Annotated in this window: 25 protein-coding genes; 2 read left to right on the top strand and 23 right to left on the bottom strand. The window is 51.2% G+C overall.

From position 1 onward, the window contains the following. Positions 1–223: 223 nt before the first annotated feature. From J7E85_RS23155 to J7E85_RS23090, 15 genes are all read right to left on the bottom strand, one after another. Positions 224–361: a hypothetical protein gene (locus J7E85_RS23155; protein WP_215161937.1), complete on the bottom strand. Its 138-nt coding sequence runs from the start codon at positions 359–361 to the stop codon at positions 224–226. A gap of 30 nt (positions 362–391) precedes the next feature. After that, complete coding sequence (gene map / locus J7E85_RS23150) at positions 392–1138, bottom strand: type I methionyl aminopeptidase (RefSeq protein ID WP_076325344.1); 747 nt, start codon at positions 1136–1138, stop codon at positions 392–394. Positions 1139–1658: 520 nt separating this feature from the next. After that, the gene (locus tag J7E85_RS34645) at positions 1659–1784 is read right to left on the bottom strand and encodes a hypothetical protein (RefSeq protein ID WP_285228842.1); all 126 of its coding nucleotides are present in this window, start codon (positions 1782–1784) and stop codon (positions 1659–1661) included. A gap of 93 nt (positions 1785–1877) precedes the next feature. Further along, positions 1878–2519 carry a hypothetical protein gene (locus J7E85_RS23145; RefSeq protein WP_251035973.1) on the bottom strand — a complete coding sequence of 214 codons (642 nt, stop codon included), beginning with the start codon at positions 2517–2519 and terminating at the stop codon, positions 1878–1880. 167 nt (positions 2520–2686) lie between these two features. Beyond that, positions 2687–3253, bottom strand: coding sequence for a class I SAM-dependent methyltransferase (locus tag J7E85_RS23140; RefSeq protein WP_215161933.1), 567 nt, complete (start codon positions 3251–3253; stop codon positions 2687–2689). Between the two features lie 341 nt (positions 3254–3594). Beyond that, a complete protein-coding gene (locus J7E85_RS23135; RefSeq protein ID WP_215161931.1) occupies positions 3595–4995 on the bottom strand; it encodes a (Fe-S)-binding protein in 1401 nt (466 codons plus the stop codon). A 16-nt stretch (positions 4996–5011) separates the two neighbouring features. Beyond that, positions 5012–6481 carry an FAD-linked oxidase C-terminal domain-containing protein gene (locus J7E85_RS23130; RefSeq protein WP_215161929.1) on the bottom strand — a complete coding sequence of 490 codons (1470 nt, stop codon included), beginning with the start codon at positions 6479–6481 and terminating at the stop codon, positions 5012–5014. Positions 6482–6745: 264 nt separating this feature from the next. Then, positions 6746–7936, bottom strand: a complete 1191-nt coding sequence (locus J7E85_RS23125) for an anhydro-N-acetylmuramic acid kinase (protein ID WP_215161927.1) — start codon at positions 7934–7936, stop codon at positions 6746–6748. Positions 7937–7939: 3 nt separating this feature from the next. Next, positions 7940–9118, bottom strand: a complete 1179-nt coding sequence (locus tag J7E85_RS23120; RefSeq protein WP_215161925.1) for a DUF1343 domain-containing protein — start codon at positions 9116–9118, stop codon at positions 7940–7942. Further along, positions 9115–9810: a hypothetical protein gene (locus J7E85_RS23115; RefSeq protein ID WP_215161918.1), complete on the bottom strand. Its 696-nt coding sequence runs from the start codon at positions 9808–9810 to the stop codon at positions 9115–9117. Before J7E85_RS23115 ends, J7E85_RS23120 begins: the two co-directional genes overlap by 4 nt. Positions 9811–9836: 26 nt before the next feature. Then, the gene (locus J7E85_RS23110) at positions 9837–10943 is read right to left on the bottom strand and encodes an ABC transporter ATP-binding protein (RefSeq protein ID WP_215161917.1); all 1107 of its coding nucleotides are present in this window, start codon (positions 10941–10943) and stop codon (positions 9837–9839) included. A 14-nt stretch (positions 10944–10957) separates the two neighbouring features. Next, entirely contained in the window at positions 10958–11791 is an 834-nt protein-coding gene (locus J7E85_RS23105) for a carbohydrate ABC transporter permease (protein ID WP_076325335.1), read from the bottom strand. 33 nt (positions 11792–11824) lie between these two features. Next, positions 11825–12742 (bottom strand): carbohydrate ABC transporter permease, encoded by a 918-nt coding sequence (locus J7E85_RS23100; protein WP_215161915.1) that lies wholly within the window; start codon positions 12740–12742, stop codon positions 11825–11827. Positions 12743–12873: 131 nt separating this feature from the next. After that, positions 12874–14268, bottom strand: coding sequence for an ABC transporter substrate-binding protein (locus J7E85_RS23095; RefSeq protein ID WP_215161913.1), 1395 nt, complete (start codon positions 14266–14268; stop codon positions 12874–12876). 46 nt (positions 14269–14314) lie between these two features. After that, positions 14315–15151, bottom strand: coding sequence for a MurR/RpiR family transcriptional regulator (locus J7E85_RS23090; protein ID WP_036643553.1), 837 nt, complete (start codon positions 15149–15151; stop codon positions 14315–14317). Between the two features lie 225 nt (positions 15152–15376). Here J7E85_RS23090 and J7E85_RS23085 point away from each other — a divergent pair, with 225 nt between their 5' ends. Both J7E85_RS23085 and murQ read left to right on the top strand, forming a co-directional pair. Next, positions 15377–16333, top strand: a complete 957-nt coding sequence (locus J7E85_RS23085) for a BadF/BadG/BcrA/BcrD ATPase family protein (protein WP_215161910.1) — start codon at positions 15377–15379, stop codon at positions 16331–16333. 51 nt (positions 16334–16384) lie between these two features. Continuing rightward, positions 16385–17296 (top strand): N-acetylmuramic acid 6-phosphate etherase, encoded by a 912-nt coding sequence (gene murQ / locus J7E85_RS23080; RefSeq protein ID WP_215161908.1) that lies wholly within the window; start codon positions 16385–16387, stop codon positions 17294–17296. A 253-nt stretch (positions 17297–17549) separates the two neighbouring features. Here the strand turns inward: murQ and J7E85_RS23075 are convergent, their stop codons facing one another. The 8 genes from J7E85_RS23075 to J7E85_RS23040 form a co-directional block, all read right to left on the bottom strand. Continuing rightward, entirely contained in the window at positions 17550–18413 is an 864-nt protein-coding gene (locus tag J7E85_RS23075) for an SDR family oxidoreductase (RefSeq protein WP_215161906.1), read from the bottom strand. A gap of 234 nt (positions 18414–18647) precedes the next feature. Then, the gene (locus J7E85_RS23070) at positions 18648–19610 is read right to left on the bottom strand and encodes an MraY family glycosyltransferase (RefSeq protein WP_215161904.1); all 963 of its coding nucleotides are present in this window, start codon (positions 19608–19610) and stop codon (positions 18648–18650) included. 517 nt (positions 19611–20127) lie between these two features. Next, complete coding sequence (locus J7E85_RS23065) at positions 20128–21429, bottom strand: pyrimidine-nucleoside phosphorylase (RefSeq protein WP_076325328.1); 1302 nt, start codon at positions 21427–21429, stop codon at positions 20128–20130. Positions 21430–21566: 137 nt separating this feature from the next. Further along, a complete protein-coding gene (deoD, locus tag J7E85_RS23060) occupies positions 21567–22274 on the bottom strand; it encodes a purine-nucleoside phosphorylase (protein WP_098749032.1) in 708 nt (235 codons plus the stop codon). A gap of 23 nt (positions 22275–22297) precedes the next feature. Next, on the bottom strand, positions 22298–23476 hold the full coding sequence (deoB, locus tag J7E85_RS23055) for a phosphopentomutase (protein ID WP_215161902.1): 1179 nt from the start codon (positions 23474–23476) through the stop codon (positions 22298–22300). Between the two features lie 81 nt (positions 23477–23557). Next, entirely contained in the window at positions 23558–24736 is a 1179-nt protein-coding gene (locus tag J7E85_RS23050) for a NupC/NupG family nucleoside CNT transporter (protein WP_215161900.1), read from the bottom strand. Between the two features lie 79 nt (positions 24737–24815). Beyond that, complete coding sequence (gene deoC / locus J7E85_RS23045) at positions 24816–25481, bottom strand: deoxyribose-phosphate aldolase (RefSeq protein ID WP_076325324.1); 666 nt, start codon at positions 25479–25481, stop codon at positions 24816–24818. 394 nt (positions 25482–25875) lie between these two features. Next, complete coding sequence (locus tag J7E85_RS23040; RefSeq protein WP_076325323.1) at positions 25876–26811, bottom strand: DNA-binding transcriptional repressor DeoR; 936 nt, start codon at positions 26809–26811, stop codon at positions 25876–25878. Positions 26812–26880 lie beyond the last annotated feature (69 nt).

Below are 26880 nucleotides of genomic sequence, written 5' to 3'. Positions count from 1 at the left end.
TCCTGGATCAGCTACAGATACAGCAATATTTTCCTTTGACACGTCTAAGCCTACGTATTTTATGGTATCCTTCATAGTACAGACTCTCCTTTGCAATTTAGCTCTGATTTTGGTTTTGGTTTAGCTTCTGCTACACCATTATTCCCAAAATTAACCTAAGATGTTGCAATTACGGGGAGTCTGTCTCGTTCATGATAACTGTTGCCCCCAGATTTCCTTTGAATCACGATATTACATCGTTGAAATCCGGGGGCAAAGGCGACCACTTTCGTTTCTCCAGAACAATTCCGCCTGCTCCGTTGGAGCATTTCTTGTAAGCCATGAATAGAACTTTATAACTTGTACCGTCCGACGGCTCCATAGGGAGCGTTACCCCCTACGGAGTTGCATCTTATTGTTCCGTCAAGATCACCGGGCCATCCTTTGTGATGGCGAGCGTATGCTCATACTGCGCGGACCATTTGCCGTCCACGGTTCTCGCGGTCCATCCGTCTGAATCGATCTTGCATTGATATGTGCCAAGATTCAGCATCGGTTCAATAGTGATGACCATGCCCTCTTTAAGTCGTGTCCCGCGATTAGGCGGGCCGTAATGGGGTACTTGCGGCTCCTCATGCATATTTTCGCCGATGGCGTGCCCCACGAAGTGGCGGACGACCGATAAATTTTGGGATTCCGCATAGGTTTGAATCGCATGGGAGATGTCTCCGATTCGATTGCCGATCACCGCTTGCTCAATGCCGAGATACAGGGATTTCTTCGTTACGTCCAGCAGATGCTGCGCTTCCTCGGACACGTTTCCGACCGGATAGGACCAGGCGGAATCGGCGAGCCAGCCATCATACTTCACCACCATATCAATGGTAACGATATCCCCGTCCTTCAATGGCTCATGGCTCGGAAAACCATGGCAAATTACGTCATTAACCGACGCGCAGGTGGCAAATGGATATCCGTGATAGCCCTTCTGCTCCGGTGTCGCGCCGCGCTCTGCCAGAAACCGCTCGACAAATTGATCAATCTCCAGTGTCGTCACGCCCGGTTTAATCATCTTGGCAATCTGCCGGTGGCATTCGGCGAGAATGTCCCCCGCCTTATTCATCTTGGCGATTTGTTCTTGTGTTTTGAGGATTATCAATCCTGCTCACTCCTTCTCAATTGGCTGTTATCTCCTATTCAAATCAAAAAGCCTTAGCTGATCGAAGATTCTTGGGGACAGGCATCTGCCTCTCCCCACTCCCCGGCCAATAAGGCTGATTCACAATCACAAGGTGTATCTGCTTTCTTCTTGTCTTGTATCCCAAAAAAAGGAAAGCTAAAAGCGCCCTACATCATCTTATTCTACTCCTAAGCCAAGGGAACCTCAATCATTTCCGTTAGGAATGTCTGCCTTCTGTTTATACGCGGGCGCGCACGGGAACGGTAGCGTATGCTTGCTGTATCCTCGGAGGCAGCTTCAGCTCGGCTGTAACCCAGAAAGTCATATGACTCTCCATAACCATAAACAGAATCAGGGCAGGCAGCATTTTATCTAACTTCGAACTTCATTTATTCAATGACAATCGTTTCTCCTCGTATCATAAATTATAATGTAAGGTTGCACAGAAACGATAATTTTACACGCGAGATCACAATTCCTCTCTTTTTTCCTATGTTCATTATTCGCCGTCCATGTCCCCGATATTCGTGAGGCCTGGTTCCGGCAGCGTGAGAACAAGGGCAACGGCAGCCAAAATCACCTCAACCGCAACCGCAAACGCAATATTGCAAGCTCTACCATACATACGTATCAAAAGACCAAAGGAAACAAAAAAACTTTACCCCGACAATCGGCGATAAAGTTTCAACTCGGGAAATAGGTTAAAGGAGTAAATATTTTACATTCTCTTTATATTTCTCTTATTCTTCCTCCAAAAATAAAGCCATACCCCCGCTACCAGCAGCACTACTGCGGCTCCCCACAAGGTGGGCTTCTGTAAGAATGGAGATTGACCTGCATTCTCGCCTTCAGTTGGAGGTACGCCCTCGGCAAGCGTATCGGGCCCTGATTCACCCGGAGCAGATGCATCTTCTGGAGGATATCCATCTCCAAGCTCGGTTAGCTCTTTGCCTGCGGTGGAGAGGAGCTTCGTACCATCACACATCCCTGTTCTCAGCTCACCCGATTCTGCAGACGCGAACACCAGGAATTCGCTTCCTACGGCAAACTGATCATAACCGCAGCTGGCTGATGACATAGCCGTTGTAAGCTCCGTCATTCCAGCTAATCCGCCCTTCCATACTTCCGTTACCTCTAACATAACATGGACCGGATCTGCGGATGACATCACCAGTTTCGGCTTCGGGCCAATCAGCTTGGTCACTTTGCCTGCAAATACCGCTGCACTCCGTTCCAAGCTTTCCTCAACCGTAAGCGACCCCGCACAGGAACAAGCAAATACGTCGGCTGGTTTGACCTTGTACAGGCTCACGAGCAGCAACAAGCAGCTAAGCAGGATCATAACCATGGATTTTCTCATCAATGAATCACCTCATTCCTTAGACGGCCCTCCCCCCCAAAATGTTCCAGCTGTATCAATAAATGCACCGATCTGGGATCTACCTCCACAAAACGTGGTGAGGCAGAACTGGATGGCGGTCGATCAAGGGGGAGAGGGATCCCAGCAAGAGGCTTCATCGTCATTGGCTATTTACTGACGATGATCAGATAATGACGCTCTGTAGGATACTCGATGCCTTCCACATGCAGCCCTGCTTGCTCCAACAAAACCTTCATCACATGCGGATCAACCCGGTTCGGGCGGGGAACCCGCTTCTCAGCCGGATCCTCTTGCCACTCCAGACACAAGCATCGTCCCCCTGGTCGCAGCACTCTTGCCATCTGGCGGATGGACTCTTCCAACTGATCGGTGATATGAAGGATCAGGGAAGCGATGACTCGATCCACAGCTTCTTGCTGAAAAGGAAGCTTTTCCAACTTCCCTTCCATCACCTTAATATTCGTGAGTCCCTGTTCCTGTGCACGCCCCCGCATCATGTCCAGCATGGCTGGCTCGGTATCCAGCGCGTAAACCGTGCCTGTCGTTAACTCGGCTGCCGGTATGGAAAAATAGCCGGTGCCTGCCCCGATGTCAAGGACATCCACCCCGCCGCTCACTTGGAGCTTCTCTAGCAGCGAAGATGCCGGTAACTCCTTCTTCCTTTCCGGACTTTCCAATCGGTCTATGAGTGACGGATCAAAGCTCTCTTTCATGGTATCGCTCTCCTCCTCGCATGATTGCATTTTTGCTTATACGTACTAATGTGAACCCAGTGAGGGAGAACTCCCCTCATCGGTCTACCATACCTTTGATAGGAACCGATGTAAACCGGTTCGTTGCCTTATATCACTGTATCGTATCCATCCTTATATCACTTTACCGATCCCTATATCACTATATCGATCCTTATATCATAGTACTGATAAGATTAATGCTGGTTCGGAACCATTATATATAATAAATGGCCGCAACAGACACCCTGAATTATGATAATCAGGCTAAAAAGGGCATCCCCACGATCATAATGACCATGAAGTTGCCCCAATTTGTACAATTAGTCACGCTTATCCTCAATCAGCACCTGCTCAGCCAGAAAATCCACAAGATGAACGGCCTCTACGCCATTTTGTTTACCGGCACGCTCGATCCCCCACTTCATCTGCAGCAGGCATCCCGGGTTCGAAGTCACGATGACCTTGGCTCCGGTAGCCTCCACATGTTCCATCTTGTGATCCAGAAGCGTGGTCGACATTTCCGTCTGGGTCAAATTATAAATGCCGGCGGAACCGCAGCATACCTCGGCCCCCTGAAGCTCGCACATCTGTACAGCCGGAAGCAGCTCCATCAGCTGTCGCGGCTCGCCTTGCACCCTCATCACATTGCGCAAGTGGCAAGAGTCCTGATAGGTGACGGTTATGGCCTCGTTCTGCGGGTTTTCCGCCTGAATCGGCGTAAGCGGCCGACCGAGGCTGTGCAGCAGCTCGGAGATGTCCTTCACCTGATCTGCAAAACGAATCGCCGCTTGCTGAAGCCGCTCATCCGGTTCTGCATGCATCAGATGATCGTATTCCTTCAGCAGTGCGCCACAGCCTCCTGCATTGCTTGCAATGTAATCCACGTCCGCTTCCCCGAAAGCCCATATGTTCTGACCGGCCAGCTGCTTGGCATCGCCCATCTCACCAGCATGCGCATGCAGCGCTCCGCAGCATACCTGCTCCTCCGGAATGACAATTTCGAACCCGGCCTGCCGCAGCAGCCGTACGGTGTTCACGTTCGTGGATGCAAACATGACATCCATAATGCAGCCACGGAACATGCCGACCCGGCCGACCTTAGAGCCGGTCGCAGGGATGACCATAAGCCTTGAACCGCTATCTGTCGTCTCGTGGCGGTGGGGCAAGCCAGCCTTGCTCCACAGTTCTTCCAGGCCATCACCCGTTACAGGAGGCAGCGCCTTCTCCAGCTGCTGAAGATGGTCGGGAAACAGCTTCATGGCTCCGGAACTCCGCGCAAACTTTTGAAGGCCGGATTTCTGATAGAAGGAAAGTGTCTTGCCGATCAGCTTCAGTCTTCCGCGATGCGGGAATATCCCTTGCAGGAACGTCTTACGGACGACTCGTACCGGCATCGAATAAGGCTTCTCGGCCGCAATCGCCGCACGGGTCTGCTCGATCAGCTGGCCGTATTTTACATCGGAAGGACAAGCAGGCTCACAGGCTCTGCAGCCCAGACAGAGATCCATCTGGCTTCGAAAGCTCTCATCCGGCTCCATCAAACCATCCACAACCGCTTTCATAAGCGCGATCCGCCCGCGGGGGGAGGCAGCTTCGAGCCCTGTCTCGAGGAAGGTCGGACAGGCGGTCTGGCAAAACCCGCAGCGCATACAGTTCGTCAATTGATCCTCATCCAGCGTCAGCTTCAGCGATTGTGCAAGCTTCTCATGGGTTGAATTCATGCGCGTTCGCCTCCTCTCACGATGTTTCGATCTTCTGATCCTGATCCGAAGCTGAGTCCCGCTCTGCCTGCTCTGTCCGCTCCTGGAAGACAATTCGCTTCCGGGTTTCCGCAAACAACTTGCCGGGATTCATGATCTGGTGCGGATCAATCGCATCCTTAATGGATTTCATCATCTTGATGCCGGCTTCGCCCACCTTCCATTCCAGGTAAGGAGCCTTCACGATACCGACGCCATGCTCACCGGTAATGGTGCCCCCCATGGCAATCGCCACCTCAAAGATTTCGGCGAATGCCTGCTCCACGCGGTGAATCTCTTCCGGGTCACGGGCATCCGTCATCGCGGTCGGATGCAGATTGCCATCCCCGGCATGGCCGAATGTGCAAATCTGCACATCATATTTCTGGGCGATACGCTGAACTTCAAGCACCATGTCCGCAATTTTGGAACGCGGAACCGTCGCGTCCTCCAAGATCGTGGTTGGCCGCAATCGGGATAGCGCGGCAAGCGCGCTCCGTCTCGCCTCCATAACCTTCGCCCCTTCTTCCGGTGTCTTGGCGATGTTAAGCTGAACCGCGCCAGAAGCGAGACATATCTCCTCCAGCTTCTTCAGATCCCGCTCCACATCATCGACGTTGCCGTCCTGCTCGATCGCCAGCATCGCTTTGGCGTGAACCGGCAGTCCGATTTTGGCAAATTCCTCAACCACCTGGAGGGTCGGCTGATCCATGAATTCCAAGGTACACGGGAAAATATGATTCGCTATAATATTCGAAACCGTTCGGGCCGCCGCGTTAAGATCGTCGTAGACAGCAACCATCGCCTTCCTGTATGAAGGCTTAGGAATCAACTTAACCGTGGCCTCGGTCAGAACGGCTAGCGTACCACCCGACCCTACCAACAGTCGGGTCAAATCATACCCTGCCGCGTCCTTCACCAGCTTGCCGCCCGTGCGCAGGATGCTGCCATCCGGCAATACGGCTTCCAGGCCAAGGACATAATCCTTGGTCGTTCCATACTTCAAGCCGCGCAGCCCGCCAGCTCCCAGAGCGATATTACCGCCCATCGTGCAGATGATCATGCTGCTTGGATCCGGAGGATAGAACAGTCCTGTCTGTTCAACCGCCAGATGAAACTGCTTTGTATTCAGACCGGTCTGGAAGGTCGCGGTCAGGTTATCCGCATCGATCTCCAGCAGCTTATTCATTCGGGTCATGACCACGATCAGACCGCCCTGAAGCGGAATGGTTCCGCCGCACAGATTGCTGCCAGCCCCCCGCGTAATAACGGGTATGCGGTGTTTTGAGCAAATTTTGACGATGTCGGATACTTCCTGCGTGCTTCCAGGAAAGATAACCCCGTCCGGCATCGCTTGATATAGCGGCGTAGCATCATAACTGTAAGAGACGAGATTTTCCGGATCGTCCTTGAACCACTTCCCGCCAACCACGGCGGCCAGCTGCTCGCGAATAACAGATTCCAGCACGTTGTTTCCCCCTCCCCTATTACGGGTTTGACTACAATAAAGATAATCATTACTTACCTAATCGGTCTTTAACATTATTTGGCACTACCGTCCCGCGGTCTTTTATGCACGGTTTATGCTCGAGCTAAGCACAGGTTTATGCACGGTTTATGCTTACTCCGCTATGGCAGGGCTAGCTTCCCCATAACGGTTGGGCGATCGGCTCCCATGCTGCAGGCAAATTGTTAGGAACACCGAGCATGTTATGCACGTTTGCTTCCTCCGCTATGGCAGGGCCAGCTTCCCCATAACGGTTGGGCGATCGGCTCCCGTCGCCGCAGGCAAATTGTTAGGAACACCGAGCATGAAGTCATTGCCTAAGAGTGCAAAAATGACGGCTTCTTTGGCATCGTCATCAAAGCCCAGTGCCTTGGAGGTCATGACTTTCTGTTCCGGCAGCAGCTCGCTTAACATGGAGAGCAGCGTCTTGTTGTGGGCTCCTCCGCCAGTCACGATCACTTCATCGATCTTGTAACGAGGAAACACATATCTCACATAGCTGTCCGCAATAGTATGCGCGGTGAACGCCGTAGCCGTTGCCATCACGTCCTCATCTGAAAGCTTCCTGAGCCTGGCTTGTTCCAGAAATGAAACCGCATAATTATGACCAAACCATTCCCTTCCCGTTGATTTGGGCGGCTCCGCGTGAAAATAAGGATGTTCCATCATCTCGCTTAACAAGGCCTGATCCGGGTTACCTCGGGCAGCCCATGTTCCGCTGTCGTCATACGAAAGCTGCCCTCCGGACAGCATGTGGGCTACGGCATCCATGATCATATTGCCGGGCCCGGTATCAAAGGCCAGCACATCCGCAGGATCCGCCCCTGCGGGCAGCGCCGTGCAATTGCCGATCCCGCCGATGTTCTGCAGCAGCCTTCCCCGCTGCGGGTGCCGAAACAGGATCAAATCTCCGTAAGGAGCAAACGGGGCCCCTTGCCCCCCAACCGCCATATCCGCGGGACGGAAGTCTCCTACCGCAAGTTTGCCGGTGTGCTTGGCGATAACGGAAATATCACCGATCTGTAGAGTCGAAGCGACAGCATAGGGATCACCTTGTTCGGGTACAGGCTGATGCCAGATCGTCTGTCCATGTGAGCTTACCAAATCCACCTCATCGATTCGCATGCCAGCATCGGCAACCGCTTCCAGGACAGCCACCCCAAACTGATGCCCCAGGTATGCATTCATACTGCATACAGCAGCGCTATTGGAATTCTCTTCACTGCACAAATCGCGCAGCCGCTGACGGAGCTCCGGTTCGTATGGCTTACTATAGTAATGCAGCAGTTCAACCGATGCCTCGAGGCCGCTTCCGTGTATGCGGACGATGGCCGCATCGATGCCGTCAAGCGAAGTGCCCGACATCAGGCCGACCACAACGGTCGGCCCTCCATCCTTCCATGGTGAGAACATCATACTTTACACCTCCCCATACAGCAGATAAGGGGTCCGCATCGTTCTCCACAACTCCGCATCCTTGCCCCACTCGGCAACAATGCGCTGGAGTCCGGCTTCTTCGTGGATGTGCCGCCGGACATCTTCGCTGCCCGTTAGCAAATCAATAAAATACCGGTTGCGTCCCTTCGGTGGGGTAAGCCACTGGAACTGATCCGGGTACATTCGGCTGACCAGGTGCAACAGCACAAGCCCTGTACGCACAGCTTCCACTTTTGCCGGATTCGTTACAAACAACATCACCCCGCCGCATCCTTCGCCCTGATGCTTCGAGAAGGTGGGTGTCATGTACATGGAATGGGCAAACACACCCGGCAGTCCGTACGCGTTGAATGCCTTCGCCAGCTCTTCGCCATCGACCCATGGAGCACCGATCCATTCGAATGGCCGGGTCGTTCCCCTTCCTTCCGAAAGATTGGTCCCTTCGAAGAAACAAGTCCCGCTGTACAGCCGAACCGTATCCATCGTGGGAATGTTCGGCGAAGGCAGCACCCACGGAAGACCCGTGTCGTTATAAACCATGTCGCGCGTCCATCCTTCGAGCTGAATCACATCCAGATCACATCCGATCCCCCGCAAGTCATTGGCCATGCGCGCGAATTCTCCAATGGTCATCCCGGTGCTAATCGGAATCTGCCATCCGCCCACCATGGATTCATATCCCGGCTGCAGCAAACCGCCTTCACAGCGCTCACCGCCAAGCGGATTCGGCCGGTCCAGAACAAGCAAGCTCTTGCCTTGCTCAGCGCATGCCTCCATGACATAGAGGAGCGTGGTCAAATACGTGTAAAAACGGACACCGAGGTCTTGAATATCGAAGATGACCGTGTCCACGTTCTTCAGCATATCGGCATCCGGTTTACGCCGCGAACCATACAGGCTGTACACCGGCACGCCGAATACCGGGTCCACTTCATCATCAACGTGCTTGCCTGCCTGCAGCTGACCTCGCAGCCCATGCTCGCAAGCAAACAAAGCCGTCAATTCGGATTCGGGTAAACCTGCAATCACCTCGATAGATGAACGAAAATCCGACGTGAGCCCCGTCGGATTCGTGATGACGCCAAGGCGACGACCCGTAATTTTCTCATGCTTGATGTTCGGCAGCATATCAATTCCACTCCGCACGTTGCTTCTCGTCATATGCTTACACCTCTCGCTTCCGAGGCTACCACACCGTCTTCCACCGGTTTGGCCTCTTCCGGATTCAGTACATTATACGTAACCTTATGCTGGTATATAGCCCACATGCCATTAAACAAAAATCCAAAGCCAACAACCGTAACCATCAGCGGAATCGCGACGCAGAAGGCTTGAAAGCATGCGCCCAGTGTATAGGCCGGAAACTTCAGGAACAGCTTGACACTGTGGGCCATGGCCTTGAAGATGCCCATCCCTTCCTGAATGACAAGCTGAAAGGTGTAGAATTGGGAGATGAGCGCCATGACAACAAAATAGGTTTGGAACACGCCAATCGCAAGATAGCCGATCCCCTCTTTGCCTCCGTAATACCACCAGGTGGACCATAGAATCAATGTCATCACCACGAAGAAGAAGCCCATGACAACGGCGGGTCCAAGCCCTTTAAGCGCACCTTGAAACACGTCTTTCAGCCTGGACTTGCCCCGCTCCGTTTTGCGGTGATAGGCATAACAAACACCATAGAACAGCGGCATATACAGAACCGGCAGCACCACCAGCGCTACCCATAGCGGAACAAACATGACCACCGTTACGAGCACCAGCGAGGTAATCATGCTGTATAAGGCCACCGCCGTAATCTCACGGTAAATCTCAACCCCGGTCTTCTTTAACACATCATTCAGCTTGCGCATAGCTTTCCTCTCCTCTTCGTCGTTGTTTACCAATCGATACGCTGCTCCGTCTCAGGATCGAAGAAATGTACTTTATCGAAATTGAAAATGAAGGTTTTGTCCATGCCCGGATAACCCGTCGTTTCCGGATGAACCTTCGCAGTAACGGTCCGGTTTCCTACGCGGAAGTACACCAGGTTCTCAGAACCGAGATGTTCAACGACCTGAACCTTGGTGGAATACTTGTAATCCAGATTGGTTGTGCCTGGCATATCCTCGCCAGTAATATGCTCAGGGCGAATCCCTAGAATAAGATGCCCATTGTCGTATTTGCTCAACGCACCCGCCATCGCGTCCGGAATGGTAAATGCCCCGCCTTCCATGCGGAGGACATTTCCTTCCTTCTGCACATCGATGAAGTTCATCGGCGGGGAGCCGATAAAGCCAGCCACGAACATATTCTGCGGATTCGCATACAGCTCGGTTGGTGATGCGATCTGCTGGATAATGCCGTTGTTCATCACGACGATCCGCTCACCGAGCGTCATCGCTTCAACCTGATCATGCGTTACATATACAATGGTGGCTTCCAGACGCTTGTGCAGCTCGGACAGCTCTACCCGCATCTGCACGCGAAGCTTCGCATCCAGGTTCGACAGCGGCTCATCAAACAGGAACACCTGCGGGTCGCGCACGATGGCCCGCCCTACCGCCACACGCTGACGCTGTCCACCGGACAGCTCGCGCGGCTTCCGGTCAATCATCGACTCCAGGCCGAGAATGGATGCCGCCTGCGCTACCTTTTGCTCAATATAAGCCTTGGGCTTCTTCAGGTTCTTCAAGCCGAAGGAGAGATTCTCGCGAATCGTCATATGGGGATACAGCGCATAATCCTGAAACACCATCGCGATATCCCGATCTTTCGGGTGAAGATTGTTCACCACCCTGTCGCCGATGACGATATCGCCAGACGTCTGACGCTCAAGGCCTGCAATCATGCGCAGCGAGGTGGTTTTGCCGCAGCCGGAAGGACCGACAAATACCACGAACTCTTTATCATTGATCACAAAGTCCGACCCCGCTACAGCGGTAAAGGTCCCTTTGTTGTCGTCTACAAATTCTTTTCGTATATTACGGAATTCTACGCGTGCCATAACTTTGCCTCCTTCTAGCCTTTAACGGCTCCAATGGTGATGCCTTGCAGGAAATAGCGCTGAAGCGAGAAGAACAGGATCATCATCGGCAATGCCGCGACGGTTGCTCCAGCCATAAGTGCGCCGAAATCGGTTGTGTCCGCATAAACGAAGGAAGCCAGACCGACTTGAATGGTCCTCATTTCCGTCGAATTCGTCACGAGGAAGGGCCAGAAGAAATCGTTCCAGGATGCAACGAACGTGAAAATCGCCAGCACGGCAAGACCCGGTTTAGCCATCGGAAGAATGACCTTCCAGAAGATGCCGAATTCCCCGCAAGCGTCGATACGTGCTGCATGAATCAGAGAGGTGGGCAGCGATGACATGTACTGCTTCATCAAGAAAATGTTGCCCACGCTTACGATGCCGGGAAGAAGAATAGCCGTGTATGTATTCCCGAGATCAAATACGTCAATCATCAAAATATAGAGCGGAATCAGCGTCACTTGCGCCGGAATCATCATCGTGCTGAGCAAAACCCAGAATACCGCTTTGTTCCCCGGGAACTTCAGCTTCGCAAAGGCATACCCTGCGAGTGAGGCCAGGAAAACGTTGGTCACCGTCAGGATGGACGAGATCAATAAGGAGTTAAAGAGCCATCTCATGACGTTGGTTTTGCCAAAAAAACGCTCGTACGGGGCCACGGAAAATACGTCCGGAATCATTTTCGGGATAAACGAAGCTGCTGATTTGGTGTCCTGCACAGAGCCAATCAACATCCAGTACATCGGAATGATCGTCAGAACGCTCCATACCACCAGGATGACCGAAGCCACAATCAGCATGATCAATTTTGATCTTGATTTCATAGGTGCACCCCCTTTTAGCTTCAGAAATATGCATTAATACTCCACGTCGGACGAGAAGTATTTGAACTGAATGATGGAAATGACAATAATCAATGCGGCCAAGACAAAAGATTGCGCTGCTGCGAGTCCAAATTCATAGAAGTTGAAGGCGGTGCTGTAAATCAGGTAGGCGATGGTAGTCGTCGCGAAGTTCGGACCGCCCTGCGTCATCAGATACACCGAGATAAACACCTGGAAGGACGTAATGACGCCCGTCACCAGCAAATACAACGTGGTTGGTTTCATTAGCGGCCACGTAATGCGCCAGAATTTGGACCAACCGCTGGCATGGTCAATATCCGCAGCTTCATAGAGCGATTTGGGAATCCCGCCCATGGCAGCCAAATAGAGAATAATGCCCGCGCCATGCGAACCGAGCCAGTTCATCAAGATGAGCGAAAAGAGTGCGGTATTCGATTTCCCTAGCCATATGACCGGGTCAAATCCGAACAATCCAATGAAACGATTCAACAGCCCCGCTTGGGTCGGATCGTAAATCGCAAGCCATACGACCGAGATGGTGACGCCGGAAGCAACGGCCGGCAAATACATTGTAGCCTTGAAGAACGTCTGCCATTTATTCTTCATCTGAAAAATAAAAAAGGATAACGCATACGTGATGACAATGTTAACCGGAACGGTACCGATCGTAAATAAAACCGTATTCCTCATGGATTTCCAGAACACTTCATCCTGTACCATCCGTGTGTAATTGTCCGTTCCAATCCATTCGGAGCCCATCACGCTATATTCCTGGAAGCTCATCAGAAAGGCGGAGGCGACCGGGTAAAGCGTAAATATCAAGAACAACAGTACGGGAGCCAAAATGAATAAATACGCCCATCCATATTCGCGTAGATAACCCTTCATTGGGGGACGCGAGGGCCGGATTTGCGCCGGGGCAGTCTGCATTTGATTTCCTCCTTTGCGCACAAGTGAAGTATTTTCATGAAGCCTCTTGAAGCCTGGAGTGGTTGGTTTAAAAAGGGAGTGACCCGTTTTGTTCCTGCTAAGGACAACGGGACACCCCCTTATAACTTCAATTACTGTCCTAAAATTTGTTTGCCTTTATCCTTGAAGTCCTGCGCGATCTGCTCCGGTGTCTTCTCTCCCGAGAACAGCGCCTGAATGTTTGGCTTCACGACTTGCTCCTTGAACTTCTTCTGGTTGCCTGAGGCATCTGCATCGAGGTTCAGGGTCACCGGAATTTCTTTGAAGTTTGCGAAAATTTCCGCTGCTTTGATTGTGGATTCCGTACCCAGTCCTTTGCCTTCATAAAACTCCGCTTGGGATTTACGAACGAAAGGCAACACCAGTTCATTCGCGGAATTGCCGGCTTTCGCGCCGCTCAGTCCTTCCATGATCAGGAACGTGTTCTTCGCATGCTCTTCGCCTTTATCCTTCTTCTGTTTGAAAGCGACATAGCCTTCACCAAACATGGATGTCTTGCGCTCCGCCCCGTCATTATGCGGAACCGGCAGCAGGACGAACTCGATTTTCGCGCCTTGGACTGTACCGCTGTCAATATCCTTCGCGCGGTTCTGGAGCATCACATCGTAGTAAGGAATCGCTTTGGACACAACCGCGGCTTCCTCTGCATAGAACAGATCCATCCGTTTCGCCGGCGTAAGCGCGGCAGTCTCGGCAGGCAAATGCCCGGCTTTCATCAGATCGGACACAAATGTCATCGTATCCAGAATCCGTTCGTCGTTCCATTGGAACTCGCCTTTATCGTTCAGAACGTCCGGCATCCCGTTGCTGCGTGTCAGCATTTCCATGAAGTCCAGGGAAGTACCGTCCGTCACCAGCGCATACTGCATATTTCCGTTCGGAAGCTTCTTGGTCAGCTTCTCGGCAGCTGCCTTAAATTCGGTCCAAGTCCAGCCGTTCTCTTGAATAGCCTTCCAGTCGATGCCTGCTTCTTCAAGAATCTTCTTGTTTCCGCCCCAAGCCCAGAGGGATTGGTACAGCGGAAGTCCATATTGTTTGCCCTGGATTTGGCCCAGCTCAAGCGTTCCCGGCAGGTAGTCGTTTTTGATCTCGTCTGTAATATAAGGGGAAAGCTCCAGTGCAAGGCCCGTATCCACATAAGCTCCATCCACCGCGTGGAAATAGAGGTCAGGCGGGTTACCGGCATTCAAGGCCACGTCGAACTTCTTCGGACCTTCAGCCCAGGAGAGCACTTCGGTTTGGACCGTAATGTGCGGATATTTTTCTTTCAGATCCGCTACATGCTCTTTCAACTCATCTTCGTATTTACCATGAACCGGATAAGTCCAGACGACAACCGTATCCTGCTTCGGTGCGGCCTCACCGTTTCCTTCCGAAGTGGTCCCGGATCCGCCTTCCGGAGTCTTCGCCCCGCCGGATCCGCCGCAAGCTGCGGTAAACACGAGCATCAAAGAAGCCAACAATGTAAGCCAACCTTTTTTCTTCATGTACTACTCCCCTTATCATTTATATATTTGTGGTTTTCGCTATCAACTACAACCGCTTGATCGCTTGCCGGCTCTCATCCAGGTATTTCACTGAATTCTCGTAATTCCGGCTGGCGACGCCAAGATATAAAATATCGATAAGATTAAGCTGCGTAATACGAGAGGACATCGCGCCACTGCGAATCTCGTTCTCCGTGGAGGAGGTGTACAAGGGAATGTCCACCGATCGGCTCAAGGTAGAATCACCATATTTGGTAATGCCAATTGTCTTGCATCCCTTCTCCTTCGCAATAGCTGCTGCGCGGATCACTTCATCCGTTTCACCGGAGTAGGAAATGCATACGGCCGCATCATCTGGAGTCAGCAGCACCGCCGAGGTGAGCTGAACATGAGGGTCCGGAAACGATATGCATACCTTATTAATCCGCAAAAATTTCTGCTGGGCATCCATCCCGATCAGATTGGAAGCCCCTACCCCGAACATGAAAATGCGCTTCGACTGATCAAGGGCCAGAACGGCTTCTTCCACCTTCCCTTCCTCCATAATCTTCATCGTATCCCGAATCGATTGAATGTTGTTGTTCGAGACGTTCTGTATAATTGCAGAAATGCTGTCATTGGGCCGGATATCCTGATACCCGGTGGCTAATGGCTCCTGCAAGTCTCCGGCTACCTTCAGCTTCAGATCCTGATAGCCTTTGAAACCCATCGTTTTGCACAGGCGTACTATGGCAGCCTGACTGGAACCGCTTCGGACTGCAAGATCCGCGACCGACATCTGTATCATCTCTGCCGGTTCCTGCAAAATGAAGGCTGCAACTTTGCGCTCGGACGGATTTAATGAATCATAGACCTCACGCAATCGAACCAATCCGCCGTTCATTTCTTGCCCCCCTTTACCAATAATCCTCTGATGATCACTTCTATGTAACATTAATTTACACAACTTGAATGAAAGCATGACTGGTATCGCTTTCAATATCAGTGGATTGAGTTCATTATAAATTGTATGAAATTATATTTCAATACATAATTCATGATTTAAAATTTTATTTTACAACACTTCTGTTTTCTCCTATACTGGTTATAGAAAGCGAAGTGGTTCAATATGGAAATTTTTATCGGTGTGGATGGTGGCGGTACCAAGACCGAAGCAACCGCTATCAACAGCGCTAGAGAAGTGTTGTCCCGGTTTACCGGAGGTTCCACCAATCCTTACATTGTAACCTTTGATAAAGCGATGGAGGAACTCCGAACGGTGTTGGATGGGCTTCTGGCACCTCTTTTTAATAAGTCATTATCATTCACATCAATATGTCTTGGGATGTCAGGTATAAGCTCTGCAGAAGAACGACGTCGTGTTCAGTCCTTCCTTCATTCCTATTTCCAGCAGCGGCCGCTCTCGATGCGTATTTACATGCGCTCGGAAGCCGAAATTTCATTAATGGCCGTACTGGAACGTCAGTATGGAATACTGGCGATCTCGGGAACCGGATCCAATACCTACGCTATAACCAAATCGGGAGACATCCACCGCGTCGGTGGCTGGGGACATCTTCTCGGAGACGAAGGCAGCGGCTATCAGATCGGACTTCAGGCTCTGAAATCTGTCATTAAGAGCCACGAGGGCATTTTGCCACCCACCATCATGAGCAGCCTGATTGTTGCAGCCTATCCTCTCCAGCATATCACTGATCTCAAATCTTACATTTACCAGCCCGCTATAACGAAACAGGATATCGCTTCCTTCGCCCGCTGCTGCATAGAAGCAGCCGAAGCCGGTGATGAAGCGGCAAACCGTATCATCCGGCAGCAGGCAGAAGAACTGGCCGATACAACAAGTGCTCTCATCAGGCAGCAAGCTGAATTCGCAGAGAGTGAACTCGTACGGATCGGCTCGATCTTCAAACATTCGCCATTGTTTCGGGAAACGTACACTAGCATTCTGCTAACGCGTTATCCCCGCCTCCGGTTCCCCGAAGGAAATCGCGAACGTACACCCGCCCATGGTGCGGCCCTGTTAGCCTGCAAGCTATTTACAGACGGCGTCTCTGACTTGCTGTAGCTTTACATCAGTACCCGTCCATATTCCAAGGCAAAAAAGGAGACCTGTCTCATGACGAATATTCTAAGTCAATTGACAACCGAACAGCCTCATGAAAATACGCAGAACATTGATCAGTTGAGCTCAGAACAAATTATGATCCTCATCAATAACGAGGATAGCCTGATCACCGATGCGATCCGCGAGCTTATTCCTCTTATAGCCAGAGCGGCAGATCTGGTCGTGGAGGCTTTCCAGAAGGGCGGCAGATTATTCTATATAGGTGCCGGGACCAGCGGTCGAATCGGGATTCTGGATGCATCCGAGTGTCCGCCTACCTACGGGACAGACCCTTCCATGGTGCAGGGATTGATCGCCGGTGGCTTTAGAGCCGTGAAGGAAGCTATCGAAGGTGCCGAGGACAGCGAGGAGTTAGGTGAACAGGATATCCATGAAAACGGGATCAACGAGAAGGATGTTGTCATCGGCATCGCTGCAAGCGGCCGCACACCCTATGTTCTTGGAGCAATGAGACGCGCCAAGGAGCTTGGAGCCGTTGTCATCGGACTCTGTAATAACTACGAATCGCCGATGCATCAGTACGCGGATTTTGTAATCGAAGCTGTTGTCGGACCGGAAGTGATTATGGGCTCCACGCGGATGAAGGCGGGTACTTCGCAAAAGCTGATTCTGAACATGCTGACAACGACCGCCATGATTCGAATCGGCAAGGTGTACAAAAACCTGATGGTCGACCTCAACCCGTCCAATAACAAGCTTGTGCATCGCGCCAAACGCATCATCACCCTGGCAACGGGAGCATCTGAGGATGCTGTGGAGAAGGCGTACCATGAATCCGGCGCCCATGTCAAAACCGCCATCGTGATGCTGCTGGCTAATGTGAGTGCCGCAGAAGCGTCCAAACTCCTTGACGGTACCAGCGGATTTGTTCGCAGCGCGATCGATATGAAAACGACGAAGTAGCATAACGTGTGCCCTTCTATGTCCTATCATATACATCGATCGTAAAATGAAACGGGATATCCCAAGATCATGTTGATCTGGAGATATCCCGTTTATTTGTTAGCCAGCATGGACCTTCATTTACTGTTAGTCGTCACCATGCTGATGGGCCGATTGGTCTCGTCGTTCCTTGTTGTCCGATCATGCCCTTATCGGAATCATTCAGCTTTAGCCCCACTCCTAGAATCGAGCCTTCTTGAAACGCATAAGTTCATCAACCCTTGTCCGACTCCCAGCCTACCTGTTGTTCACTCCATGCCCACAGACGAGCGGCAAGTTTCGGATCCCTTGCCTTCTCGGTGGTCTTGGCCGGTTTGCATTTGACGTAATATTCCCCTGTCACATGCTCTACTTCAGGGCTTGAAGCCAAATAAATCGCTGTCCGTGCACCTTCCTGAGCAGTTAAGAAGAACGGACCAAGCAGCTTGTGGACCGCTTTGCCAAAGCCTGTATCCCGGTTCACGCCAATGCTGGTACTCACTGCACCGGGATGGAGCGTATTGACCGTCACCCTTGTCGACTGCAGCCGATGGGCCAGCTCTTTCGTGAATAAAATATTCGCCAATTTGGACTGCGCATAACCTTTGACCACATTGAATCCTTTACCGAGATTAGGGTCATCCAAGTGGAGGCTGCCCACTTTGTGTGCGCCAGAGGATACGTTCACGACCCTCCCCTGGTGGGCGCGTTGAAGAGGCTCCAGGAGCTTGTTCGTCAGTAAAAAATGCCCCAGATGATTGACCCCCATCATGGCTTCATATCCGTCCTGCGTCAATTCCCGCTTGAGAGTGACCACACCCGCGTTATTCACCAAAACATCGAGCCTGTCATATTTGGCCTTAAAGTCGGAAGCAAAAACTCTGATGCTATCAAAAGATCCCAAATCCAATGTCATCAGCTCGATTTTCGAGCTGCCGCTCTCTTGCAACGCTTGCCGAAGAGCCGCTTCTCCTCTGGCTTGGCTCCGACAAGCCATGACGACGTGCGCTCCCCCTTTGGCAAGCTCCACGGTTGTCGCCAGGCCCATTCCGGAGTTCGCTCCAGTTACGATGATGATTTTCCCTGTCATGTCATTCATCCACAGACCTCCTGTTTCGTACCTTCTACCATTGTAATAAGAAAAACGACTATCGACGTACTTTCTTAGAAGACAGACCACATTTAGCGGAAGTTTTTCTTGCGAGATAAGGATGGTAAGCCTCTGAAGTTTATACTTTCTTATCTCTAAAAAAAAAGTCCCGCCACCAACATCCATTTGGAGACGAGACTTAAGTTAACGTACTGGATAAAGCTTATGTCAGGCTTAAACGCCTCAGGCGCCGCCATTCATCGCAAGTATGATGGCAGCCAGACCGAAACAGAGATTGAGCAAGCACAGAAATACTAGTGTCTGCTTCTGATTGAGTCCCGTTGCCAGCAAACGATAATGCGCCTGGGATGCATCGGCCTGATAGATCGGCTTGGACTGAAGCATTCTGCGGATGACCACGATGATGTTATCGAAGATCGGCACGCCCAGCGCGAAGATTGGAACGAATAAGGACGCAAGGGTTGCACCTTTAAACGCACCATCCAGAGCAATAATCCCAAGTATGAACCCAAGGAAGGTAGCTCCAGCATCCCCCATAAACACTCTGGCCGGCGGCTTGTTGTACTTTAGATATCCTAGCGCGGCACCTACAAGAATGACGGCGAGCAGCGCGGATTCGCCTCTGCCCAGCGTAATCGCCACAACAAATAGCGTACCTCCGGATATGGCAGAGAGCCCTCCAGCGAGGCCATCGATGCCATCGGAGAAGTTAATGACTGTCGTTACACCGAAAATCCACAGAATCGTTAAGATCAGCTGCAGCCATTCCGGCAGGTTAATATAGTGACCCGTAAACGGATTGTTGAATCCTTCGAATGCGATACCATAGCTGTATACGACAACGGCTGCGCTGACCTGTACAATAAGCTTCGGCAGCGAAGCCAGCTCCTTGCCCTGGGACTTATACCAATCGTCCACGAGGCCAATCCCGAGAATCAAGGCGCTACCGATAAAGATACCTACCGCTTCCCTTGAAATGACGCCGGTAAGTGCAAAATAAGTGATGAAAAATCCGATAAATATGGCGATTCCCGCCGTCAGTGGTATCGGCTCGCGGTGTATTTTCCGCTCGCTGTCCGGCCTTGGCTTGTCCACAAAATCAAGCTTGATCGCAAGTTTACGAAATGGTGGAATTAGTACCAATACCAGCACCATAGATATGACAAACGCTGCAAAATATAGCATAGTTTCCTCCCAATAAATGATGAATAATGGAGAACATTGCAATCTAAGTATATGACTTATATCGAACTCTATCAACCTATTAAAAGAAAAAGACTGCTGCATCAGTAGAATTTCTACTTAGCAGCAGCCCTCCCGGACTTTACAGGTTAGGACTCCTTCTTCACCGCAAGTCCGATGATCATAACGATAAGTGCCAGCAAAGCAATCAACTGATCGATGGTCATGGCCAAAAGCCTCCTTCAAGCAGGATGACTCTTGCCCGGGCTGCACATCTCCCTCTCCCGTTAAATGCCTTACGTTTTCCCCACTACCATCTTATGAGGGCTTCCACCCGTTTTATGACGGGGACCGCCAAAAAAACCTGCCCCCGTTCATAAAACACGCCGAAGGCAGGTTTCATCAGCTTAGCTTGAGAATGAGGCACTGGTATAGGGATGAGCGATTCGCACGAGCAGTGGGTGCTCACCCGGTGGTCCCCAGTACTCGTTTATGACTCGCTTGGGGTTAAGGCTTCACCTTACTCCGTCACAATGTCATAAATCAATACAGGCGCATCCGCATGATCTGCAATCCGAATGCTCTCATACAGCTTCTGCTTCACGTCATCTACGTTCTCGCGGTTAGCATGAATGGTTACAAGGGAATCGCCCTTCTTCACGGCATCGCCGACCTTCTTGTTCAGCATCAGGCCTACAGCCAAGTCAATCTCGGATTCCTTCGTTGCACGACCGGCTCCAAGCAGCATCGCTGCGGTACCGATCTCATCCGCTACCAGCTCCGCGACAACACCATCCTGCTGTGCAGGAAGCTCAATCAGATATTGCGCCTTCGGCAGTCGGTCGGGGTGATCCACCACGGACGGATCTCCGCCCTGGTTCTGGATGAATTCCTTGAATTTCTCCAATGCCTTGCCGTTGCGGATAACCTCTCTTAACATCTCTTCGGCATCTTCAAGCGAATCTGCCTTTTGAGCAAGGAAAACCATCTGCCGGCCTAGAGCCAGGCACAGCTCCTCCAGATCCTTCGGACCCTCGCCGCGAAGCGCATCGATTGCTTCCTGTACTTCCAGCGAATTGCCGATCGCAACCCCTAGCGGCTGACTCATATCGGAAATGACGGCCATCGTTTTGCGGCCGACATTGTTGCCAATGCTAACCATGGCGTGTGCCAATTCCCTGGCATCCTCCACGGTTTTCATGAACGCGCCTGCTCCGGTTTTAACATCCAGTACAATCGCATCCGAGCCTGCAGCAATCTTCTTGCTCATAATGGAGCTGGCAATCAGCGGAATGGAATTGACGGTAGCCGTGACATCCCGAAGCGCATACAGTTTTTTGTCCGCCGGGGTGAGGTTCCCGGTTTGGCCGATGACGGCGATTTTATGTTGATTCACTAGGTTCACAAATTCGTCTTTGCTGATCTCCACATGAAATCCTTCAATGGACTCCAGCTTGTCAATCGTTCCTCCGGTATGGCCGAGGCCGCGTCCGGACATCTTCGCTACGGGAATATCCAGTGCCGCTACAAGCGGAGCCAGAACGAGTGTCGTGGTGTCGCCTACGCCCCCGGTGGAGTGCTTATCAACCTTGATTCCCTCAATTGCGGACAGATCAATCGTTTCTCCGGAGTTTACCATTGCCATCGTCAGGTCCGCCCGCTCCCGGTCGGTCATGTCCTGGAAATAAATCGCCATGTTCATGGCGCTCACCTGATAGTCGGGAATATCTCCCTTGGTATATCCGTCGATGAAGAAATTGATCTCTTCTGTTGTCAGTTCCTTGCCGTCTCGTTTCTTCGCAATTAAATCAACCATTCTCATCGTACATTCTCCTCACTGTTTGCGATGATTGTATTCCTTCCACGGGCATCACTACAAATGCGGATTGTTCTTCCGATCGCTGTTGCCCCGCTTCACTTCTCCAAAACAATTCCGCCTTCTTCGTTGGGACAGTTTCCTTACAACGAAATCGCCGTATCCAACGCGACTTCCATCATCTCGTTAAACGTTGTTTGGCGCTCCTCGGACGAAGTCTCTTCCCCTGTCAGCAAGTGGTCACTTACAGTCAGGATCGTCAGGGCATTTACGCCGAATCGTGCGGCAATCGTGTAGAGGGCCGTTGTCTCCATCTCCACGCCCAGCACGCCATGCTGCATCAGCTTCTCAACCACTGATTTGTCCTCACGGTAGAATACATCGGACGTGAACACGTTACCGACATGCATCTGTAGGCCCTTCTCCTTGCCGCGCTCATACGCGCCGAGCAGCAGCGGGAAGCTGGCGATCGGGGAGAAATCATAACCGTTAAAGTGGTGACGGTTCATGCCGGAATCCGAGCAAGCCGCCTGGGCCAGTATGACGTCACGTACACGAACATGCTCCTGCATCGCACCGCAAGTTCCGACACGGAACAAATTTTTGACGCCATAATCCCGGATGAGTTCATTGACATAAATCCCGATGGAAGGCACGCCCATGCCCGAACCTTGCACGGAGATGCGTTTTCCTTTGTAGGTTCCCGTAAATCCTAGCATGCCCCGCACTTCGTTGTAGCAGGTCACATCCTCCAGATACGTCTCGGCAATAAATTTAGCCCGCAGCGGGTCGCCTGGCAGCAGAATCGACTCCGCAATATCTCCTGGTTTCGCTCCAATATGTGTACTCATGTCCTATTCCTCCACGTTTTCGATTATTTCAAATCATTCAAAAAGCTTGTTCCGTGCTCTGGCAGCTTCACGCCGAAGTTGTCGGCAACCGTGGCGCCCAGGTCAGCAAAGGTCTTGCGAAGCGGCAGTTCCTTACCCTCCGCAAAACGTGGAGAATAAACAAGCAGCGGTACGTATTCACGCGTATGGTCCGTTCCTTTGTAAGTCGGGTCATTCCCGTGGTCGGCCGTGATGATCAGTAGATCCTTTTCCGTCATTTTCTCAAATACCTCGGGCAGGCGCTGATCGTAATCCTCCAACGCTTGGCCATATCCTTTTGGATCGCGCCGGTGTCCGTATACCGCATCGAAATCCACGAGGTTCAGGAAGCTCAGTCCCTTGAAGGATTCACCCAGGGTTTGCACCATTTTATCCATGCCGTCCATATTCGATACGGTTCTGACTGCCTTCGTAATGCCTTCGCCATCATAAATATCGGAGATTTTACCAAGGGCAATGACGTCTAGACCAGCATCTTTCATTTCGTTCATCGTGGTACGTCCGAAAGGCTTCAAGGCATAGTCATGCCGATTCGCCGTACGCTTGAAGCTCCCCACCTCGCCAATGAACGGACGGGCGATGATCCGGCCGAGCATATAAGGATCTTCCAGCGTAATTTCGCGGCAGAACTCACAGATTTCATACAGCTCTTTCAGTGGAACGATATCTTCATGCGCAGCGATTTGAAGCACGGAATCCGCCGAAGTATAGATGATCAAAGCCCCCGTTTTTACGTGCTCTTCGCCAAGCTCTTCGATAATCTCCGTTCCGCTGGCAGGCTTGTTGCCGATGACCTTACGTCCGGTCTTCTCTTCAATGCGCTGGATCAGCTCGTCCGGGAACCCGTCCGGGAACACGCGGAAAGGCGTATCGATATACAAGCCCATGATCTCCCAGTGACCCGTCATGGTGTCTTTCCCATTCGAAGCTTCCTGCATCTTCGTATAGTACGCCCGCGGTTTATCCGCTGCAGGGACTCCTTCGATCTGCCGAATGTTGGACAGCCCGAGCGCTGCCATATTCGGCATGTTGAGCCCGCCGCATTCGCGGGCGATATGGCCTAGCGTGTCGGATCCGATATCGTCAAAATCAGCCGCATCCGGTGCTTCACCGATACCTACAGAGTCCAATACGATTAAGTGAATTCGGTCAAAACGTTCCATATCCAAGTGTTCCCCCTCATATATGAGTTTTTCATTTAAACTATCCATAAGGCTCGCTTGTAGTAGTCCTTCAAACCTGGCTTACAGGAACAGTCCGGTAATCGTGGCCGACAGCACGCTCACCAGCGTTGCGCCGTACAACAGCTTGAGACCGAAACGTGCAACCACGTTCCCCTGCTTCTCGTTCAGGCCTTTGACCGCACCGGCAATGATGCCAATCGAGGAGAAGTTGGCGAAGGACACCAGGAATACCGATACGATACCCACGGTGCGTTCGGACATATTCGTGAAGTTAGCCAGATCGAGCATCGCTACGAACTCATTCGATACCAGCTTGGTAGCCATGATGCTGCCTGCATCCACTGCCTCTTTCCAAGGCACGCCCATGACAAAGGCAAATGGAGCAAAAATGAATCCTAACAGCTCCTGGAAGGTGATTCCGAAAATAATATCAAAAATGCCGTTGATCATCGCGATTAAAGCAACGAAACCAAGGAGCATCGCTGCAACGGTAATCGCTACCTTGAAACCGTCCATGATGTACTCGCCCAGCATCTCGAAGAAGGATTGCTTCTCCTCTTCTTGCACCTCCAGGATATCCTCTTCCTTATCCACCTTGTAAGGATTGACGATGGAAGCAATGATAAATCCGCCAAACAGGTTCAGTACAAGCGCGGTCACCACGTACCGTGGCTCGATCATGCTCATGTAAGCACCGACGATCGACATCGATACCGTGGACATCGCGGAAGCACAGAGCGTATACATACGGTGCTTCGGAATTAACGCGATCTGTTTTTTTACCGAAATAAACACTTCGGATTGCCCCAGGATCGCTGAAGCTACCGCGTTGTAAGACTCCAGCTTACCCATCCCGTTGACTTTACTCAAGACGAGACCGATATATCTTACGATAAACGGCAGTACCTTAATATATTGAAGTATACCAATCAACGCGGAAATAAACACGATTGGCAGCAGGACATTCAAGAAGAACGGACCATCACCTTCAATGGCAAAGCCGCCAAATACAAACCCGATTCCGGCTCCGGCGTAGTCAAGCAGCGCTTTAAACGTATTCGCTATCCCTTTAACAAGATACTCGCCGACATTGGTGTTCAGCAGTATAAATCCAAGGATCAACTGCAGCCCAATCATAACAGCCAACGGACGATAACGAATTTTGCGCTTATTGTTACTGATAAGGAACGCAAGACCGAATACGACCAGCAAACCTAGTATGGCGATTAAATATTTCATCGTCGTTGTTCCCCCATAGGTGAATTTTTTTGATATTAATCGGCTACCGAATCATCGACAATCGAAAATGGCCAAGACATTAGTAGGATGAGCTGGATTGGCCGCCCTCCATGATTTTCACGCCGCAGCTCGCACCGATACGCGTTGCACCCGCTTCAATCATGCGGTCCATATCTTCCTTGCTGCGTACGCCGCCGGAAGCCTTCACACCGGTGTTCTCGCCAACGGTCTTGCGCATTAGGGCAACGTCTTCCGGCGTCGCTCCGCCCGTGGAGAACCCTGTTGACGTTTTCACGAAATCGGCTCCCGCTTGCACAGACAGCTTGCTTGCACGCACCTTTTCTTCCTCCGTCAGAAGGCTTGTCTCAATGATGACTTTAACCAGAGCTTTGCCTTTCGCCGCGTCCACTACAGCCTGAATATCGTTCAGTACAAACTCATCGTTACGATCTTTAAGCGCTCCAATGTTGATTACCATATCAACCTCTTTGGCCCCGTTAGCGATAGCGTCCTTCGCTTCAAAAGCTTTTACCGCGGATGTCGCAGCTCCCAGTGGGAAACCGATGACCGTGCATACTTTGACGTTGGTGTCCGCTAGCTGCTCAGCACAGTAAGATACCCAAGTCGGGTTCACACAAACCGAAGCAAATCCGTACTTTTTGGCCTCATCCGTAATTTTCGTAATCTCGGCTTGGGTTGCATCCGCCTTCAAGAGCGTGTGGTCGATCATTCCTGCTATATTCATCTGGTTAAAACACTCCTTAATCTGTTTTTTTTGCAATCTTGTAAAAGCGCTATCATAACGCTTAATCCTTTAGACGGGACCATCATATCACAGACCTGAACATATGTAAAATGCATATTGAAAATATGTTCATTTCCATTTATTGCAATGATATATATCATTGTTCGCTGATCGACAATTCATCATTCAGGAATAATCTAACAATCCACTCCGTTTACTATGCTCTATACCCGATCAGGGTAAACATAAACAGAAAATAAGCCCCTCCTCCTGTACAGAGAGCTAATTTCAACGCATTAAAAAACACCTCATCCAGGCGAGCGCGAAGCTGTAATGGCTTCAAATCTCCCTAAAACGAGGTGTCTATTTCATTATCCACATCAAGTTGAGCATTTCATGATAACAAGGCTTGCGCCGTGAACTGGTCCGTCACCAGAATGTTTGCATATTTACCGACCAGCGCAGCTCGAATGGCATCTACCTTTCGCTGCCCGCCTGCGACGAGAATGGATTTTTCCTTGTGCCGAAGATCATCCAAATCGATGCCCACCGTTCGATTGTTAATATTCTCGCTGCACACCCTGCCCTCCGCATCAAAAAACCGGGAGCAAATATCGCCCGCGCCGATCTTCTGCAGAAGTTTCTGTTCTTCCTTGCTAAGATAGCCGAGCCTAAACAGAAGCGCGTCCTCATGAACAGTACCGACCGTGAACATGGCGATGTTGGCTTGTTTGCCTAATTGGATAATCCGCTGGATATGCCGGTCCCGCTCCACCATTTCTTTCAGCTCGGTGGTGTCAAAGATGACGGGCAGCGGCAAATATCTCGCCATCGTGTGGTACGCCTCGGCAAACAGATTGACAATCTCTGCGGCATACGTGTTCACATGCGAGTGGCTGACGCCGCCCTTCAACTGCACGACCTCAACGCCCCGAACGGGCTTCTGCTGCAGCTGAAGTGCCACGGCATGCATGGTCGTTCCCCAGGTCACGCCGATAATATCGGCATCCTGAACTGTTTCATGCAGGTAATCGGCTGCCCTTTTGCTGATATGCTTCTGGATTTCGCGGTATTCATTGATGGGGGAATAACTCACCAGCACCTGTTCCAGTTCGTACTTCTTCTTCACTCCTTCGCCCAAAGCGTCCAGGTCCTCGAGAGGGTCAACAATGCTGATCTGCACATAGCCCTGCTCCTTGGCGTGCTGAAGCAGCCTGGAGACCGTAGGACGTGAAACGCCGAGTCTTGTCGCGATATCCTGCTGGCTGTAATCCGACATATAATACAATCTTGCCGCCTCAATGCTAAGGCGCTGTTTATCCTGATCCATGATCCAACCTACTTTTATTTATGTCGTAACCGAATTGGGTACATTATAACGTGATCTGACACAAAATTC

This window comes from Paenibacillus sp. ISL-20, assembly GCF_018613005.1.
Taxonomy (GTDB): domain Bacteria; phylum Bacillota; class Bacilli; order Paenibacillales; family Paenibacillaceae; genus Paenibacillus_AQ.
The sequence above is the reverse complement of the archived record's forward strand: the minus strand, read 5'-3'. Positions and strand labels throughout refer to the sequence as shown.